At 68.2% G+C, this 14,609-nt stretch carries 16 protein-coding genes; 11 read left to right on the forward strand and 5 right to left on the reverse strand.

Annotated features, from left to right (window positions below; genetic code table 11):
* Positions 1–272: 272 nt before the first annotated feature.
* Together OP497_RS16920 and OP497_RS16925 are read right to left on the reverse strand one after the other, a co-directional pair.
* Complete coding sequence (locus OP497_RS16920; RefSeq protein ID WP_280550581.1) at positions 273–707, reverse strand: PAS domain-containing protein; 435 nt, start codon at positions 705–707, stop codon at positions 273–275.
* Positions 708–797: 90 nt separating this feature from the next.
* Complete coding sequence (locus OP497_RS16925) at positions 798–926, reverse strand: hypothetical protein (RefSeq protein WP_280550583.1); 129 nt, start codon at positions 924–926, stop codon at positions 798–800.
* Here OP497_RS16925 and OP497_RS16930 point away from each other — a divergent pair.
* The 4 genes from OP497_RS16930 to OP497_RS16945 are packed head-to-tail and all read left to right on the forward strand — an operon-like array spanning position 920 to position 2,889.
* Positions 920–1,189, forward strand: coding sequence for a SelT/SelW/SelH family protein (locus tag OP497_RS16930; RefSeq protein WP_280550585.1), 270 nt, complete (start codon positions 920–922; stop codon positions 1,187–1,189). The two genes, OP497_RS16925 and OP497_RS16930, sit on opposite strands and share 7 nt — an antisense overlap.
* A 10-nt stretch (positions 1,190–1,199) precedes the next feature.
* Positions 1,200–1,499: a nucleotidyltransferase domain-containing protein gene (locus tag OP497_RS16935; RefSeq protein WP_280550587.1), complete on the forward strand. Its 300-nt coding sequence runs from the start codon at positions 1,200–1,202 to the stop codon at positions 1,497–1,499.
* Complete coding sequence (locus OP497_RS16940) at positions 1,496–1,996, forward strand: hypothetical protein (RefSeq protein WP_280550588.1); 501 nt, start codon at positions 1,496–1,498, stop codon at positions 1,994–1,996. Before OP497_RS16935 ends, OP497_RS16940 begins: the two co-directional genes overlap by 4 nt.
* Complete coding sequence (locus OP497_RS16945; RefSeq protein WP_280550590.1) at positions 1,993–2,889, forward strand: DMT family transporter; 897 nt, start codon at positions 1,993–1,995, stop codon at positions 2,887–2,889. The genes OP497_RS16940 and OP497_RS16945 overlap by 4 nt, the downstream gene beginning before the upstream one ends.
* Here OP497_RS16945 and OP497_RS16950 read toward each other — a convergent pair.
* The 3 genes from OP497_RS16950 to OP497_RS16960 all read right to left on the reverse strand — a co-directional run bounded on the left by OP497_RS16950 (position 2,874) and on the right by OP497_RS16960 (position 4,208).
* Entirely contained in the window at positions 2,874–3,179 is a 306-nt protein-coding gene (locus tag OP497_RS16950) for a type II toxin-antitoxin system RelE/ParE family toxin (protein WP_280550592.1), read from the reverse strand. The two genes, OP497_RS16945 and OP497_RS16950, sit on opposite strands and share 16 nt — an antisense overlap.
* Before the next feature lie 38 nt (positions 3,180–3,217).
* A complete protein-coding gene (locus tag OP497_RS16955) occupies positions 3,218–3,481 on the reverse strand; it encodes a type II toxin-antitoxin system Phd/YefM family antitoxin (protein ID WP_280550594.1) in 264 nt (87 codons plus the stop codon).
* Positions 3,482–3,656: 175 nt separating this feature from the next.
* Positions 3,657–4,208, reverse strand: coding sequence for an arylesterase (locus tag OP497_RS16960; protein WP_280550608.1), 552 nt, complete (start codon positions 4,206–4,208; stop codon positions 3,657–3,659).
* A gap of 184 nt (positions 4,209–4,392) precedes the next feature.
* On the opposite strand from OP497_RS16960, the gene OP497_RS16965 reads away from it, so the two are divergent.
* The 7 genes from OP497_RS16965 to OP497_RS16995 all read left to right on the forward strand — a co-directional run bounded on the left by OP497_RS16965 (position 4,393) and on the right by OP497_RS16995 (position 14,372).
* On the forward strand, positions 4,393–5,109 hold the full coding sequence (locus OP497_RS16965) for an ABC transporter ATP-binding protein (RefSeq protein ID WP_280550595.1): 717 nt from the start codon (positions 4,393–4,395) through the stop codon (positions 5,107–5,109).
* Positions 5,106–7,709 (forward strand): FtsX-like permease family protein, encoded by a 2,604-nt coding sequence (locus tag OP497_RS16970; RefSeq protein ID WP_280550597.1) that lies wholly within the window; start codon positions 5,106–5,108, stop codon positions 7,707–7,709. The genes OP497_RS16965 and OP497_RS16970 overlap by 4 nt, the downstream gene beginning before the upstream one ends.
* Before the next feature lie 10 nt (positions 7,710–7,719).
* Complete coding sequence (locus OP497_RS16975) at positions 7,720–9,147, forward strand: polyphosphate kinase (RefSeq protein ID WP_280550599.1); 1,428 nt, start codon at positions 7,720–7,722, stop codon at positions 9,145–9,147.
* A 73-nt stretch (positions 9,148–9,220) separates the two neighbouring features.
* Positions 9,221–10,615, forward strand: a complete 1,395-nt coding sequence (locus OP497_RS16980) for a hypothetical protein (protein ID WP_280550601.1) — start codon at positions 9,221–9,223, stop codon at positions 10,613–10,615.
* Positions 10,616–10,877: 262 nt separating this feature from the next.
* Positions 10,878–12,143, forward strand: a complete 1,266-nt coding sequence (gene glyA / locus OP497_RS16985; protein WP_280550603.1) for a serine hydroxymethyltransferase — start codon at positions 10,878–10,880, stop codon at positions 12,141–12,143.
* A gap of 332 nt (positions 12,144–12,475) precedes the next feature.
* Positions 12,476–13,270: an FCD domain-containing protein gene (locus tag OP497_RS16990; RefSeq protein WP_280550605.1), complete on the forward strand. Its 795-nt coding sequence runs from the start codon at positions 12,476–12,478 to the stop codon at positions 13,268–13,270.
* Between the two features lie 67 nt (positions 13,271–13,337).
* On the forward strand, positions 13,338–14,372 hold the full coding sequence (locus OP497_RS16995; RefSeq protein WP_280550606.1) for a TRAP transporter substrate-binding protein: 1,035 nt from the start codon (positions 13,338–13,340) through the stop codon (positions 14,370–14,372).
* The last annotated feature ends 237 nt before the right edge of the window (positions 14,373–14,609 follow it).

A 14,609-nucleotide genomic window follows, 5' to 3' on the forward strand; every position in this document is an offset into this window, starting at 1 on the left:
AGAGAGATCCACCGTCGCTGATAGCCCCTCGCTCCCTGACCCGTCGGCATTGAGGACAACCATATGTAAATAGAGACAACCGAGCCCTTGACGGGTCAATCCATACCAGGCCGGATAAGCCGGAGGCGCATCCGGCGTGCTGACGATGGTGCCCTCGTCATGCCCGGTGCGCTGGCGCTTACCGAGCCTACGGGGTCAGATGGCCAGCCGGTATCGTGCGGTCAACGATCACGCCAGTCTGCGATGAACTTTTTTCGCTGTGTCAGGGCGGGTCAGGTGAGGCCGTGTTCGGCCTTGAGCCGCTCGAGTTCCAGCTGGGCCTCGACGCGCTCGGTGACATCCTTCTGCACCCCGATGTAGTAGGTGAGGTGGTCGTCCTCGTCGTACATGGGGGTGATGGAGAGCTCGTTGTAGAACAGGGTGCCGTTCTTGCGATAGTTGCGCAGCACCTCGCGGCAGGGGCGACCCGCCTTCAGGGCCTTGCGGATGGCATCGAGCCCCGACTGGTCGCAGTCATCGTTCTGCAGGAAGCGGCAGTCCTGGTAGAGGATCTCGTCGGCGCTATAGCCGGTGAGGCGCTCGAACCCCTGGTTGACGTAGATCAGGATGTTCTCGTCGCCCTCCTGCTCGGCAACCACGATGCCGTCCTCGGAGGCATCGATGATGCGTTCCAGCAGTTCCGGGCTGATCAGGGGGGATCGTTTCATGCAGGGGCTTCCTGTCGCGGTGCCCTTGGCGCATCGCAGGCGGCAAGGGGCGGGATATTGCCCTCATCATGGCCAGCCGGCGTCGGGATTTCAACGCGCCGGCGTGCCGGTGAGCCACTCGAAGAGGCGAGTCTGGCTGATCTCGGGGGCGGCCATCGGCACTCCCTGGCTGGTATCATGGGATCCCTCATTATTGCGACACTCGAGGTTCCATGTCACGTATCCGAATCCATTACTGTACCCAATGCCAGTGGTTGCTGCGCAGTGCGTGGTATGCTCAGGAACTGCTCTCCACCTTCGGCGAGGACCTGGAGGAGGTGGCCCTGGTGCCGTCCCATGGCGGCCATTTCGAGATCCTCTGCGACGAGGTATCGCTCTGGGAGCGCAAGCGCGACGGGGGCTTCCCCGACATCAAGGCCCTCAAGCAGGCGGTGCGCGACCGCCTCGACCCCGAGCGTGACTTGGGGCACCTCGATCGATGAGGAGTCGATCATGCGGCTGACCGATGAGCAGGTTTCCGTCATCCATGACACCGTGGCCGAATTGCTGGGTGAGGAGGCGCATGTCTACCTGTTCGGCTCAAGGGTCGATGACGGGCGTCGCGGTGGCGATATCGACCTCTATATCGAGGCCCCCGAGCTTGATGAACCCCGCACCCGGATTCAGGCGCGTCTGCAGCGAAGGCTCTGGGCGCGGTTGGGCCCCCGGCGCATCGATCTATTGATTCGCTCTGCCGATGAAACGCTGCGGCCGATTCATCGTGATGCCCTGGAACAAGGAATCAGGCTATGACCACGACCCCCAGGGCGATACTCGAAGAACAGCTCAAGGTGGCCGAACGAATGCACCACCACCTGCAGCGCTCCTGGGAGGCTATCCAGGACGACTTGCCGATGGAGGCTGCGCAAGTCAGTGAACTCGACGACGATGCCATCGATCGGATGGATCTGTTTCTTAGCCGCTTCGGCAAGCTGCAGGACTTCATGGCCGGCAAGCTGTTTCGCGCGCTATCTCGTGCCAGCCTCGAGGATACCGATCAGGATGTCTCCTTGCTGGATACCCTCAACCGGATGGAAAAATTCGGCGTGTTGCACACGATTGATGACTGGTTGGAAGTGCGGCTGTTACGCAATGCTTTTGCGCATGAATACCTGACCGATAGCCAGGCGATCGCCGAGAACATCAACCAGGCGGCGCGCCTTTACGATCTGTTGCCCCAAACCTTGCAGCGCTGTCATGAGTTCTATCGCCGGCATATCCTGCCAGAACGATCTGACGGTGGCCCATGAGCGGTGATCGCCAGGCGATGCTCTTCGGCCTGGGGGCGGTGGCGCTGTGGTCTACCGTGGCCACCGCCTTCAAGGTAGCGCTAGGCTACATGTCGCCGCTGGCGCTGATGTGGATCGCCTCGCTGGTCTCCTGGGCGCTGCTCGGCGTGCTGGTGGCGCGCCAGGGGCTGCTGGGCCAGGCGCTCAGGCGCGGCTGGCGCACCGCCGCCTGGGCGGGGCTGATGAATCCGGTGGCCTACTACCTGGTGCTGTTTGGCGCCTACGACCGCCTGCCCGGCCAGGAGGCCATGGCGCTCAACTACACCTGGGCGCTGGCGATGGCCTTCCTGGCGGTGCCGATCCTCGGCCAGCGGCTGACCCGCATCGACGTACTGGCGGGGCTGATCGCCTACGGCGGTGTGTGGGTGATTGCCACCCGGGGGGCGGTGTTCGACGTGGCCTTCGCCGACCCGCTTGGCGTCGGTATGGCGCTCGCCTCGACGCTGCTCTGGGCGCTCTACTGGCTGCTCAATGCCCGCGACCATCGCCCGCCGCTGGTGGCCCAGTGGCAGAACTTCAGCGTCGGCGTGCCGGTGCTGACGGTACTCTTGCTGGTCGGCCCGGGCCTGCAATGGCACGGCTGGAAGGCGCTGGGGGCCGGCATCTATGTGGGGCTGTTCGAAATGGGCATCGCCTTCGTGCTCTGGCAGCTGGCCGTTCACCGGGTCTCGCGGACGGCGAAGGTCTCCAACCTGATCTTCCTCTCGCCGCCGGTGTCGCTGCTGCTGCTGTACCTGGTGGTCGGCGAGCCGATCCTCGCCTCCACCCTGGTGGGCCTGGTGCTGATCCTCGGCGGCCTCGCGCTGCAGCAGTGGCAGAAGACGCCCGCGCCGGTGGCTCAGGCGAGCAGCTGATATTCGAAGAGCAATTGCTTGAAGTCCTGGCGCTGATGCGCGAACAGGTAGACGGAGACCTCCCCCTGCTCGGGCCAGACGCGGTAGATGACCCTGTAGCCGTCAATCAGCAACTCGCGGTAATGGCGGATGCCGAGCTCGAGGGCGAGCCGGCACACCGGATAGGTGTCGGGTCTTTCGCTGAGACGCTGTGCGGCGGTAGCGACGAGTTTGCGGGTATAGGCGTGAGCCTCGGCAGGATTCCACTCGAGCTGGTCTATCAGGAAATGTCGGCAATGGCGCAGAGACACGAGGGCGGAATCTTCCTGACCGACGGAAAACCGTTGGTTCACAGCGGCTCACCCAACTCCCTGGCCTCATCCTCTTCCAACCGAGCCATGAACTCCTCGGTGCTCATGGTCTTGCCCTCTTCCCGGCTCTTTTCGCCCAGACTCAGCAGCTTGAGCAGGGCGATGGCCTGCTCGCGACGCTCGTGGGCGGCGTAGGACTCGACCACATAGGTCGGCTTGCCCTTCTGGGTGATTACCAGCGGCTCCTGAACATCCAGGGTCGCTGCATTCTGTTTCAGGTAGCTGATGGTTTCGGTACGCATGACAGGCTCCGGAACAAGGCGTGAAAGGGCGGTAAGCCCGATAGGTCGTAGGCGCATAGGACGGGTAGGCCGCAACGGACTCGAGCTGCTTCGCTTGCCCGGTGCGCTGGCGCTTACCGGGCCTACGGGCCGGGAGACGCGCTTTCGGCCCAAGTTTAGTCCACGAATGGTCCGGCTACGAGTCTCCGGCCAGTTTCATGCCGTTCTCCTCCAGCAGCGGCGCGAGCTTGGGCCAGACGTTCTCCAGGATCCGCGGCTGGGCGGCCGCGGTGGGGTGGATGCCGTCGGCCTGCATCAGGCCGTCCTCCAGTACCACGCCCTCGAGCAGGAAGGGCACCAGCGGCAGCTCGAACTCGTCTGCCAGCCGCGTGTAGACCGCGGTGAAGGCGTCGCGGTAGGCCCGGCCGTAGTTGGGCGGGATGTCGATGCCGAGCAGCAGCACCTCGGCACCTGAGGCCCGGCTGGCCTCGACCATGGCGGCCATGTTGGCCTCGAACTGGCTCGGCGGCAGGCCGCGCAGGCCGTCGTTGCCGCCGAGCTCCAGCACAACGATATCGGGCTCGTGCTGTCCGAGAAGGTCGGGCAGGCGGGCGGCGGCACCGCTGGAGGTCTCGCCGCTGATGCTGGCGTTGACTACTTGCGCCTTCCCGTCCAGGCGCGCCTGCAGCAGACTGACCCAGCCGGCCTGCTGCTCGATGCCGTAGGCGGCGCTCAGGCTGTCGCCCATCACCAGCAGCACGGGTCTCTCCGCCGCCTGTGCCGCGCCGCCGGCCAGCGGCAGCGTCAACCCGAGTATCGAAAACCCGAGTACTGTGGACCAGAGTACCGAAAACCAGCGTGGCGTGAGCCAGCGCCTCGCGAGCCGGCGTGGTGCATGCCGGCCCAACGCACCTACAGGGAAGCCCTTCGCCATGTCCATCTCCTCTCGAACGGATGCCTCGCCGATTCTACACGTCGATCACCTCGCCAAGCAGGTCGAGAGCGGCGAGCGGCGGCTGAGCATTCTGAGTGACCTGTCGCTGACAGTGTTCCCCGGGGAGAGCGTGGCGATCCTCGGCCAGAGCGGCGCCGGCAAGTCGACCCTGCTGGGGCTGCTGGCCGGCCTGGACACGCCCAGTGGCGGCGAGCTGTCACTGTTCGGCCAGTCGTTGCGCGCCCTCGACGAGGATGGCCGGGCCTCCCTGCGGGCGGGGCGGGTGGGGTTCGTGTTCCAGAACTTCCAGCTGCTGCCCACCCTGACGGCCCTGGAAAACGTGTTGCTGCCGCTGGAGCTGTCGCCGAGCCCCGGGGCCGAGGCCCGGGCCCGCGACTGGCTGACCCGCGTCGGTCTAGGTGAGCGCCTGGATCACCTCCCCAAGCAGCTCTCCGGTGGCGAGCAGCAGCGCGTGGCCCTGGCCCGGGCCTTCGTTACCGGCGCCGAGCTGGTGTTCGCCGACGAGCCCACCGGCAACCTGGACCCGGTCACCGGCGAGCGCATCATCGAGGCGCTGTTCTCCCTCAACCGCGAGGCCGGCACCACCCTGGTGCTGGTGACCCATGACCATGCCCTGGCACGGCGCTGCGATCGCTGCCTGCGCCTGGCGGGCGGCCGGCTGGTCGAAATGGCGCGCGACGAGGTAATAGCATGAGCCGAACCAGCTGGCCGGCCCTGCTGCGCCTTTCCGCCAGAAGCCTGATCCGTGACCTGCGCTCCGCCGACGTGCGAGCCCTGGCATTGGCGCTGGCGCTGGCCGTGGCCGCCTCCACCATGATCGGCTTCTTCCTCGACCGCCTCGACCGCGGCCTGACCCGCCAAGCGGGCCAGCTCTCGGGCGGCGACGTGGTGCTGGAGCAGGGCCGGCCCTTCGACGAGGCGGTCCGCCGGGCCCTCGAAGACGCCGGCCTGACGCTCTCCGACCAGGTCGACATGGTCTCCATGATCAGCCGCGGTGACCGCTTCCAGCCGGCCAGCCTCAAGGTGGTCGATAGCGTCTATCCGCACTACGGCACGGCCCGGGTGGACCGCGGCGACGGCATCGAGTCGCTGGCCCATGGCCCACCGCCGGGTGAGGCCTGGGTGGCACCGCGGCTTGCCCTGCTGATGGAACTCGAGGTGGGCGACCGGATTCGCCTGGGCGAGACCGAACTCGAGGTCGGCGGCGTGATCGAGCGCGAGCCCGACCAGTCGGCGGGCTTCGGCAGCTTCAACCCGCGGCTGATGATGCATCTCGACGACCTGGACGCCACCGGCCTGGTCCAGGAGGGTTCGCGGGTGGAGTTCGAGCTGCTGGCCGCCGGCAGCGCCGAGGCGGTGGCCCGCATCGAGCCGCTGCTGCAGCGGCTGCGCCGCGAGGGGGTGGAGGTGCGCGACGTGCGCCGTGATCGCCCCCAGCTGGGCAACGCCCTGGCGCGGGCCGAGAAGTATCTCGGCCTGGCGGGGCTCGCCGCCGTGCTGCTGGCCGGGGTGGCCGTGGCCATGTCGACCCGGCGCTACGTCGAACGCCACCTGGATACCGCAGCGCTGCTGCGCTGCTTCGGCGCCACCCAGCGCGAACTGCTGCGGCTGTTCGCGCTGCAGCTGCTGTGGCTGGCGCTGGCAGCCTCCGCGCTGGGGGCCCTGCTGGGACTGGCCGGGCAGGCGCTGCTGGTCGCGCTGCTCGCGACCTTCCTGCCGTTCAGCCTGCCGGCGCCCGGCCTGCTGCCGCTGTGGCTTGGGGTGTTCACCGCTCTGGCGGTGCTGGCGGGCTTCGCCGGGCCGACCCTGCTGCGCCTCAAGCGGGTCAGTGCCCTCAAGGTGCTGCGCCGCGAGCTGGACCCGCTGCCGCCCTCGGCCTGGCTGGTGGTCAGCGTGGCGGCGCTGGTCTTCGGCGGGTTGCTGTGGCTCTACTCCGGCGACCCGGGGCTCGCCGCTGGCCTGCTGCTGGGCGGGCTGGTGATGCTGGTGGTGCTCTGGGGGCTCGGCGGGGCGCTGCTGAGCCTGGTGCTGCGGGGTACCTCCCGGCTGCCGCGCGGCCGCGGCCCGGCGGATGGCCTGGTCACGGCCGTGCGGCTGGGCGGCCAGCAGCTGGCGCGGCGCCGCCAGGCGAGCCTCGGCCAGCTGCTGGCCTTCTCGGTGACCTTCTTCGCCGTGGCCATGATCGCCCTGGTGCGCGGCGACCTGCTCACCACCTGGCAGGCCCAGCTGCCAGCGGATACCCCCAACCACTTCGCCATCAATATCCAACCCCAGCAGCGGGACGCCTTCGCCTCGGCCCTGGCCGGGGCCACGGATGCCCGCAGCGCCCTCTATCCGATGGTCCGCGGGCGCCTCACCGCCATCAACGGCCAGCCGGCACGCGAGGCCGTGCCCGCCGAGTCGCGAGGCGACAATGCCCTGCGTCGTGAACTCAACCTGACCTGGCGCGAGACCCTGCCCGAGGGCAACCGGGTGGTGGCGGGGGAGTGGTTCGCCGACGGCCAGCCCGGCGACGAGGAGGGCGGCTGGATGGATGAGGTAGCCGCCGAGCCGCGCCCCACGGCCCGCGAGGCGGCGGTGCCGATCTCCGTGGAGGACGGCCTGGCCGAGCGCCTGGGCCTCGCCCTGGGCGATCGCCTGACCTTCACCATCGGCAGCGACGAGGTCACCGGCGAGGTGGAAAGCCTGCGCAGCCTCGACTGGGAGAGCTTCCGGCCCAACTTCTTCGTGATCTTCCCGCCGGGAACCCTGGAGCGCTTCGGCCACAGCTACATCACCGCCTTCCATCTCGGCGACGACGACCGCGACCTGCTGCGCCGCCTGGTGCGGGAGTTTCCGGGGGTCACCCTGCTCGACGTGGAGGCCATCCTCGGCCAGGTGCGCGAGGTGCTGACCCAGGTCACCCGGGCGGTGGAGCTGGTGCTGGGCTTCGTGCTGCTGGCCGGCATCAGCGTGCTCTATGCGGCGCTGACCGCCAGCCTGCCGGTGCGAGCCCACGAGAGCGGCCTGCTGCGGGTGTTCGGGGCCGGTAATCGGCTGCTCTCGCGGATGCAGGCGGCGGAGTTCGCTGTGCTCGGCTTCGCCAGCGGCCTGATGGGCGCGCTGCTGGTGGAGCTCGCCGCCGCCGGGATCTATCTCGCCTGGTTCGATCTGGCGCCGCGCTTCCACGGGCTGCTGTGGCTAATCCTGCCGCCGGCCGGTGCCCTGCTGATCGGCATTATCGGCCACCTGCTTTCCCGAGGCCTGCGCCGCCGGGCCCCGGCGGCCAGCCTCGGCCTACTGGGCGAGACCTGAGAGGTCAAGTATGAAGACCGATACCCTGCGCGCCCGCCTGCTGGAGGCCCAGCTCGACCTCGCCCATCGCCGGGAGCGGGCGGTGATGCTGCTGCTCACCGGCCATGCCGTCACCCACAAGGGACGGCTGGTCAACGAGCTCAACCACTGGCTGGAGAACCGCCACACCGAGGTGCATGCCCTGGGACCCAGCAGCGAGGAACGCGAGCGCCCCTACTGGTGGCGCTTCTGGCGACGGATTCCCGATCGCGGGCGTATCGGCATCTTCATCCATGGCTGGTACGGCGACGCGCTCTTTGACCGGACCGAACGGCGCCTCTCGCCGGGCGCCTTCCGTGACAGGCTAGCGGAGATTCGCGCCTTCGAGGCTGAACTGGCCGCCGAGGGAGTGGTCCTGCTCAAGCTGTGGATGGATATCGGTCGTCGTGAGCAGCGTCGCCACCTGCAGGCCCTGCAGCAGGACCCGGTCCGTGCCTGGCAGCTGAATACCACCGACTGGCAGCGCCATCTTCAGCATGCCGTGATCGGTGCCCTGGGGCGCGAGATGCGCGACGCCACTGCGTCCGACCACGCGCCCTGGCGGCGGCTTGCCTTCCGCGACCCCGCCCCGCAGCTCCAGCGGGTGGGAGCCCTGCTGCATGGGGCCCTGGTCGCGCCGCCCGTGGCGCCCTCCGGCGTGCCGGAGGTGGCGACCGGTGACGCGCCGCCGGCCCCCTCGATACGCCGTGCCGAGCCCCGAGGGGAGGCGCCGATGAAGAAGGCGAACTATGCCGAACGGCTCGCCGAGGCCCAGGGGCGCCTGGCCATCAACGCCCGGGAGGCGGCCCGCCGCCGCATCCCGGTGGTGCTGGCCTTCGAGGGCCTCGACGCGGCGGGCAAGGGAGGCAGCATCCACCGGCTCACCGCGTCACTGGATGCCCGTCAGTACCGGGTCCACCGCATCGCCGCTCCCAGCGACGAGGAGCTGGCATTGCCCTGGGCCTGGCGCTTCTGGCGTCGCCTGCCGGCGGATGGGCGCTTTGCCATCTTCGATCGCAGCTGGTACGGCAGGGTGCTGGTGGAGCGGATCGAAGGGCTGGCGCCCGAGGCGGCCTGGCGGCGCGCCTACGCGGAGATCCGCGAGTTCGAGCGCCAGCTGCTGGCCCATGGTACGGTGCTCGGCAAGCTGTTCCTGGCCATCAGCCAGGAGGAGCAGCTACGCCGCTTCAAGGCGCGTGCCGCCACCCCCCACAAGCGCCACAAGCTCACCGATGAGGACTGGCGCAATCGCGAGCGCTGGGATGACTACCGGCAAGCCATCGACGAGATGTTCGCTCGCACCCAGGCGCCGGGCGCCGAGTGGGCGCTGATCGCCTGCGACGACAAGCGCCGGGCGCGCCTCGCCGTGTTCAAGGAGGTCAATCGCCGGCTGGAGATGCGCCTGGCCTCGCCGCACTGAGCCTGGCCCGCCGTGAGGCGATGACGTTAGACTGCTGACCAGTTCCCGCCACACCCACACCGGAGGTGCGCCCATGCGCCCGATGCCCTGGCAGGCTGCTCTTGCCGCCCTGACGCTGTCCATATCCCTGCCGGCACTTGCCGAGCCCGGCCCGGCCGAGCGCCTGGAGGCCGACCTCCGGGCACTGTTTGCCGCCGAGGGGAGCCTCGAGATCAGCGAGGTCTCGGAAGCGCTGATCCGTGACCGAGTCACCGCCCGCGCGCTCCATTTCGTCGGCCCCGAAGGGCAGCAGCTGTGGCTCGACCGCTACGTGGTCAGCGGCGACTACGACAGCCCCGACGAGGTGCGCATCGAGGGTGTCCGCCTGGAGATCCCCGGCCGCGAAAAGGCGCAGCTGAGCGTCGGGACGCTGGTCCTCGATGACCCCACCCGAGCGGTGCTGCCCCTCCACGAGGAGAGCTGGCCGGAAGGCCTGCTGATCGCCGGGCTCGAGGTCGAGGCGTTGGCCGCCGAGTTCGCCGGCCAGGACCTGGGCGAGGGGTTCGGCGAGGGAAATGGTCGGCTCAGTGTCGAGCGCCTGCAGGCCACGGGCCTGTCACGCGAGGCCATCGACAGCCTGGAGCTCAGCGGGCTCGAGGGGCAAGCCGAGGGGGATGGCGAGTTCGGCAGCGGCACCTTCTCCCTGGCGTTCGCGCGCATGGAGGGGCTGGGCGGCCTGCAGGGCGAGGAGGACGAGCATGAACTCGATCGCCTCGAGCTGCGTGACCTGGTGATCGACTCTGACCGGCTGGTGGCGACACTGGCGGGGCTCGAGGTCGATGGCGACCTGCAAGACGGCGAAGGCGGCGTGCGCCTCGAGGCGCTGGAGCTCGACCTGGCCCGCATGATCGCCCTGGCCCCCCAGGAGGAGCGCACGCAACTGCGCATGGCCAGCAACGTGCTTACCGGGGGCAGCGGAACGCTGCGCCTCGATGCGGTCTCCACCGGGCGCTGGGAGTCGGAAGGCGACGCCAGCCGGCTGCTCGGGGAGGTGGACGTCACCGCCGAAGAGGCCTTCGGCTGGGTGCTGGATATCGACCTGCCGGTGCGCCTGCCCGAGGGGGTGGAGCCGGCCGCCTTCCTGGCCGAGATGGAGAGCCTGGAAGGCGTCACCCTGCTGGGCGGGCGGGTCGATGCGACCCTCTCGGACCTGGGGCTCTTCGGCCGCCTGCCGGCGGTCATGGCGGCTAGCCAGGGCATCAGCGAGGCGGTCTTCCTGGAGCAGGCGCGGACCCAGGCCCGGGGCTTCGGCATGATGCTCGGCCCCGAGGTCGAGGCCATCTTCACCGGCCTGGTGGCGATGATGGCGGGCGAGGCACGCGAGCTCTCCCTCCAGCTGACCCTGCCCGCCGACAGCGAGCTGGAGGCCCTATCTGCCGATCCCCTGGCACTGCCCGAGCGGCTCGAGATGCGGGTGGAAACGCGCTGAGCGACGAGTCGGCTCTGCGCCAGGGAAGGTGCGTGTGAAGTCAGGCCCGATAAGCCGGAGGCGCATCGGGCGAAGCGGCCAGCACAGCCTCGTGGATCCGCCCGGTGCGCTGTCGCTTACCGGCCCTACGGTCGGTGCAGTGCCTGAAGGAAGGGTAGGCCCGATAAGCCGAAGGCGCATCGGGCGGGGGAAGATGAAAGGCGCCGGGGGCTGGGGTATCATGTGCTCCCCAGATTTCCCCGTTTTGCGAGGTTTCCCGCCGATGTTCAGCCGTGACATGCAGATTGCCGGTTTCGATGACGTCCTGTTCGATGCGATGCAGAAGGAAGTCGCACGCCAGGAAGCGCACATCGAGCTGATCGCCTCCGAGAACTACGCCAGCCCCCGGGTGCTCGAGGCCCAGGGTAGCCAACTGACTAACAAGTACGCGGAAGGCTACCCCGGCAAGCGCTACTACGGCGGCTGCGAGTACGTGGACATCGTCGAGCAGCTCGCCATCGACTACGCCAAGGAGTTGTTCGCTGCGACCTACGCCAATGTCCAGCCCCACTCTGGTTCCCAGGCCAACGGTGCGGTGTTCCAGGCGCTGGTCAAGCCGGGCGACACCATCCTGGGCATGAGCCTCGATGCGGGGGGGCACCTGACCCATGGCGCCAAGCCCAACTTCTCCGGCAAGCATTACCACGCCGTGCAGTATGGCATCGACGAGCACGGCCGCATCGATTACGCGGAGGTGGCCAGCCTCGCCCGCGAGCACAAGCCCAAGATGATCATCGCCGGCTTCTCCGCCTACTCCCAGATCATCGACTGGGCGACGTTCCGCGAGATCGCCGACGAGGTGGGTGCCTACCTGCTGGTCGACATGGCCCACGTGGCGGGCCTGGTGGCGGCCGGCGTCTATCCGACCCCGCTGCCCCACGCCCATGTGGTGACCACCACCACTCACAAGACCTTGCGCGGCCCCCGTGGCGGCCTGATCCTCTCTGCTGAAAATAATCCCGACATCGAGAAGAAGCTGCAGTCCGCGGTTTTCCCGGGCGGGCAGGGTGGTCCGCTGGAGCACGTCATCGCCGCCAAGGCGGTCTGCTTCAAGGAGGCCATGGAGCCTGATTTCAAGACCTATCAGCAGCAGGTGGTGAAGAACGCCCAGACCATGGCCGGGGTGTTCATCGCGCGCGGCTTCGAGGTGGTCTCCGGCGGCACCGAGGACCACCTCTTCCTGCTCTCGCTGATCAAGCAGGGCCTGACCGGCAAGGACGCCGATGCTGCCCTGGGGCGCGCCCACATCACCGTCAACAAGAACGCCGTGCCCGGCGACCCGCAGAGCCCCTTCGTGACCTCGGGCCTGCGCCTCGGTACCCCGGCGGTGACCACCCGCGGCTTCGGCGAGGCGGAATGCCAGGAACTCGCCGGCTGGATCTGCGACATTCTCGACGTCATGGCGGCAGGGGATGACACCGCCGCCATCGAGGCCGAGGTCAAGGCCAAGGTCGAGGGCGTCTGCGCCCGCTTGCCAGTCTATCGCTGAGACGCCCTGTCGCTGACTGACCCTGGCTGAGGCCAGGGATCCTAGAGCGCCCCGCCTGGATGCACCATGGTGGGGCGTTTTCGTGTCCATTGCTGGTGCAGCCGCATCGGGGATGTGGGCACGATTCGTCGTGCCCCCGCGAGCGGCCCTTCATCCACAGCTGGAACCGGGTTCGGGCGTCGATTCCCGACCTTCCCGAGTGCATGTTCCAGGCGGTGGTGCGGGATAATGCCGCTAGTGTGACCAAAGTCTAAAGGCACGGCCGCGGCATTTGGGCGACCCTATGTCCGACATAGACTTCACCAGGTCTTACAGGAGCCGCCGAGAGCCTCATGACATCGCGTCAGCCCCCATCCGGGCGCAAGCCCGCCCACAAGCCTGATATCGCCGAGGACCTCGCCCGGGCGATCTTCGCCGGTGAGCATGCGCCGGGCAGCTTCTTGCCCCGGGAGCTGGATCTCTGCGCGAGCTACGGGGTCAGTCGCAGCACCGTGCGCAGTGCCCTGCAGCAGCTGGTCTCGGCGGGCATGCTGACGCGCATCTCGGGGCAGGGCAGCCGGGTGCGCGAGCTCACCGACTGGCACCTGCTGGACCCCCGGGTCAGCGACTGGATGGCCCGCTTCGCCCAGCCCAACCCGCGCATCCAGCGCGACATCTTCGCCTTTCGGGTGGCCGTGGAGCCCTTCATGGCGCGGCTGGCGGCAGCGCATGCCACCGCCGCCGACCTGCTGGCCATCGAGACGGCCTGGCGCAACATGATCCGTGCCCTGGAGGCGCCCGATCGGCGCTGCGAGGGGGGCAGCCACGACGAGCACGACGTGGCCTTCCATGAGGCGATCTTCGCGGCCACCCATAACCTGCTGTGGGCCCAGCTCAGCCACATGCTCAAGCCAGCCATCGGCCTGCTGGTGGAGACCTCCAACCACAGCGCGGCCGAGCTGAGCGATAGCATGGAGCGCCATCGCCGGCTGATGGAGGCGATCCGCCTGCGTCAGCCCGATGAGGCCGAGCAAGCGGCCCTCTCGGTGCTCGAGCGTACCGGTCTGGATCTGGGGTTCGAGAGCCTGTTCGATCATCGTCCGCCACGCCTGCGTCTGCCGGGCGCTGGCGTTCCCGAACCGGGTTGACCGGTTCGCCACGTACGCGGTGTCCGCACCGACAACAACATCAATGCGCCATAGAAGGAAACGCACCATGAAACAGATCACGCCACGCTCCTCCTTTGCCCTCAAGGGCCTGACCGCCGCCGTGCTCGGTTCGCTGGCCTTCTCCGTACAGGCCGCCGAGTACGAGTGGACCTTCCAGACCTCCGAGACCTCGGGCGAGCCGCAGTTCGAGCTCAAGAAGGCCTGGGCCGAAAACGTCAACACCATGTCTGACGGGCGCATCGAGATCGAGATCCTGCCGGTCAATGCCGTGGTCCAGGCCAACCAGACCCTGGATGCCGTCCAGTCCGGCATCCTCCAGGGCCACCTCACCGACCCCAGCTACTTCTCCGGCCGCGATCCGGCCTTCGGCATGCTGGGCAACCTGGTAGGCGCCTGGGGCGATCCGCTGGAGTTCCTGGAGTACATGAACCACGGCGGCGGCGAGGCGCTCTACAACGAGCTGGTCAATCCCTACGGCGTGCAGCTGATCGGTGCCGCCGCCACCGGCCTGGAGTCCTTCCCCTCCAAGCGCCCGATCCGCACCGTGGAGGACCTCGAGGGGCTCAAGGTCCGCGCCCCGGAGGGCATGGTCTACAACATCTTCGAGAAGGCCGGCGCCGCCCCGGTGAACCTGCCGGGCTCCGAGGTCTACACCTCGCTGGAGAAGGGCGTGATCGACGCCGCCGACTACACGGTGTTCTCCACCAACCACAGCCAGGGGCTGCACAGCTTCGCCAACTACCCCAACTATCCGGGCTTCCACTCGCTGCCGATGGTTTCCGTATCGCTCAACAAGGAAATCTGGGACGGCCTGCCGGAAGACCTCCAGGCGATACTGGAGACCTCGGTGGACAAGCTGGCCTACGAGATGGTCTTCGAGCTCAAGAAGCTGGACCTCGAGGCGGTGGCCGAGGCGCGCCAGGACCCGAACATCGAGCTGATCGACATGGCTCCGGCGGAGCGCGCCAAGTTCCGCAACATCGCCAAGGAAGAGTGGGCGGCCTGGGCCGAGCGCAGCGAGATGAACCAGAAGGTCTACGACTCCGTGGTCGCTTTCCTCCAGGCCCGCAACCTGATGTAAGCCGACCGACACCCACTCCCTGGCAAGCCGACCATCGTCCGGGCCCTCGCCCGGACGATGCGTGAAGAGACCCATCATGACCCAACCTTCCCCCGATACCCGCGACCCGGTCGAGCAGACCGAGACGCTCGGCCCCGAACGTACCGCCCTGGACCGCCTGGTGGCCCGGGGCGCCCACGGCGCCGCCTGGCTGGTACTGATTGCCATGGGCATCAGCGTGGTCGAGGTGTTCCTGCG

The sequence above is a fragment of the Halomonas sp. 11-S5 genome (assembly GCF_029889825.1).
Lineage (GTDB): Bacteria > Pseudomonadota > Gammaproteobacteria > Pseudomonadales > Halomonadaceae > Halomonas.

What these genes read in the sequence shown, in the direction of transcription:
- OP497_RS16980 (WP_280550601.1), top strand. Translation starts at nt 9,221, where the DNA reads ATGCGCCCGATGCCCTGGCAGGCTGCTCTTGCCGCCCTGACGCTGTCC.
- OP497_RS16940 (WP_280550588.1), top strand. Translation starts at nt 1,496, where the DNA reads ATGACCACGACCCCCAGGGCGATACTCGAAGAACAGCTCAAGGTGGCC.
- glyA (WP_280550603.1), top strand. Translation starts at nt 10,878, where the DNA reads ATGTTCAGCCGTGACATGCAGATTGCCGGTTTCGATGACGTCCTGTTC.
- OP497_RS16990 (WP_280550605.1), top strand. Translation starts at nt 12,476, where the DNA reads ATGACATCGCGTCAGCCCCCATCCGGGCGCAAGCCCGCCCACAAGCCT.
- OP497_RS16945 (WP_280550590.1), top strand. Translation starts at nt 1,993, where the DNA reads ATGAGCGGTGATCGCCAGGCGATGCTCTTCGGCCTGGGGGCGGTGGCG.
- OP497_RS16960 (WP_280550608.1), bottom strand. Translation starts at nt 4,208, where the DNA reads ATGGGCGACAGCCTGAGCGCCGCCTACGGCATCGAGCAGCAGGCCGGC.
- OP497_RS16930 (WP_280550585.1), top strand. Translation starts at nt 920, where the DNA reads ATGTCACGTATCCGAATCCATTACTGTACCCAATGCCAGTGGTTGCTG.
- OP497_RS16920 (WP_280550581.1), bottom strand. Translation starts at nt 707, where the DNA reads ATGAAACGATCCCCCCTGATCAGCCCGGAACTGCTGGAACGCATCATC.
- OP497_RS16965 (WP_280550595.1), top strand. Translation starts at nt 4,393, where the DNA reads ATGTCCATCTCCTCTCGAACGGATGCCTCGCCGATTCTACACGTCGAT.
- OP497_RS16975 (WP_280550599.1), top strand. Translation starts at nt 7,720, where the DNA reads ATGAAGACCGATACCCTGCGCGCCCGCCTGCTGGAGGCCCAGCTCGAC.
- OP497_RS16995 (WP_280550606.1), top strand. Translation starts at nt 13,338, where the DNA reads ATGAAACAGATCACGCCACGCTCCTCCTTTGCCCTCAAGGGCCTGACC.
- OP497_RS16935 (WP_280550587.1), top strand. Translation starts at nt 1,200, where the DNA reads ATGCGGCTGACCGATGAGCAGGTTTCCGTCATCCATGACACCGTGGCC.
- OP497_RS16970 (WP_280550597.1), top strand. Translation starts at nt 5,106, where the DNA reads ATGAGCCGAACCAGCTGGCCGGCCCTGCTGCGCCTTTCCGCCAGAAGC.
- OP497_RS16955 (WP_280550594.1), bottom strand. Translation starts at nt 3,481, where the DNA reads ATGCGTACCGAAACCATCAGCTACCTGAAACAGAATGCAGCGACCCTG.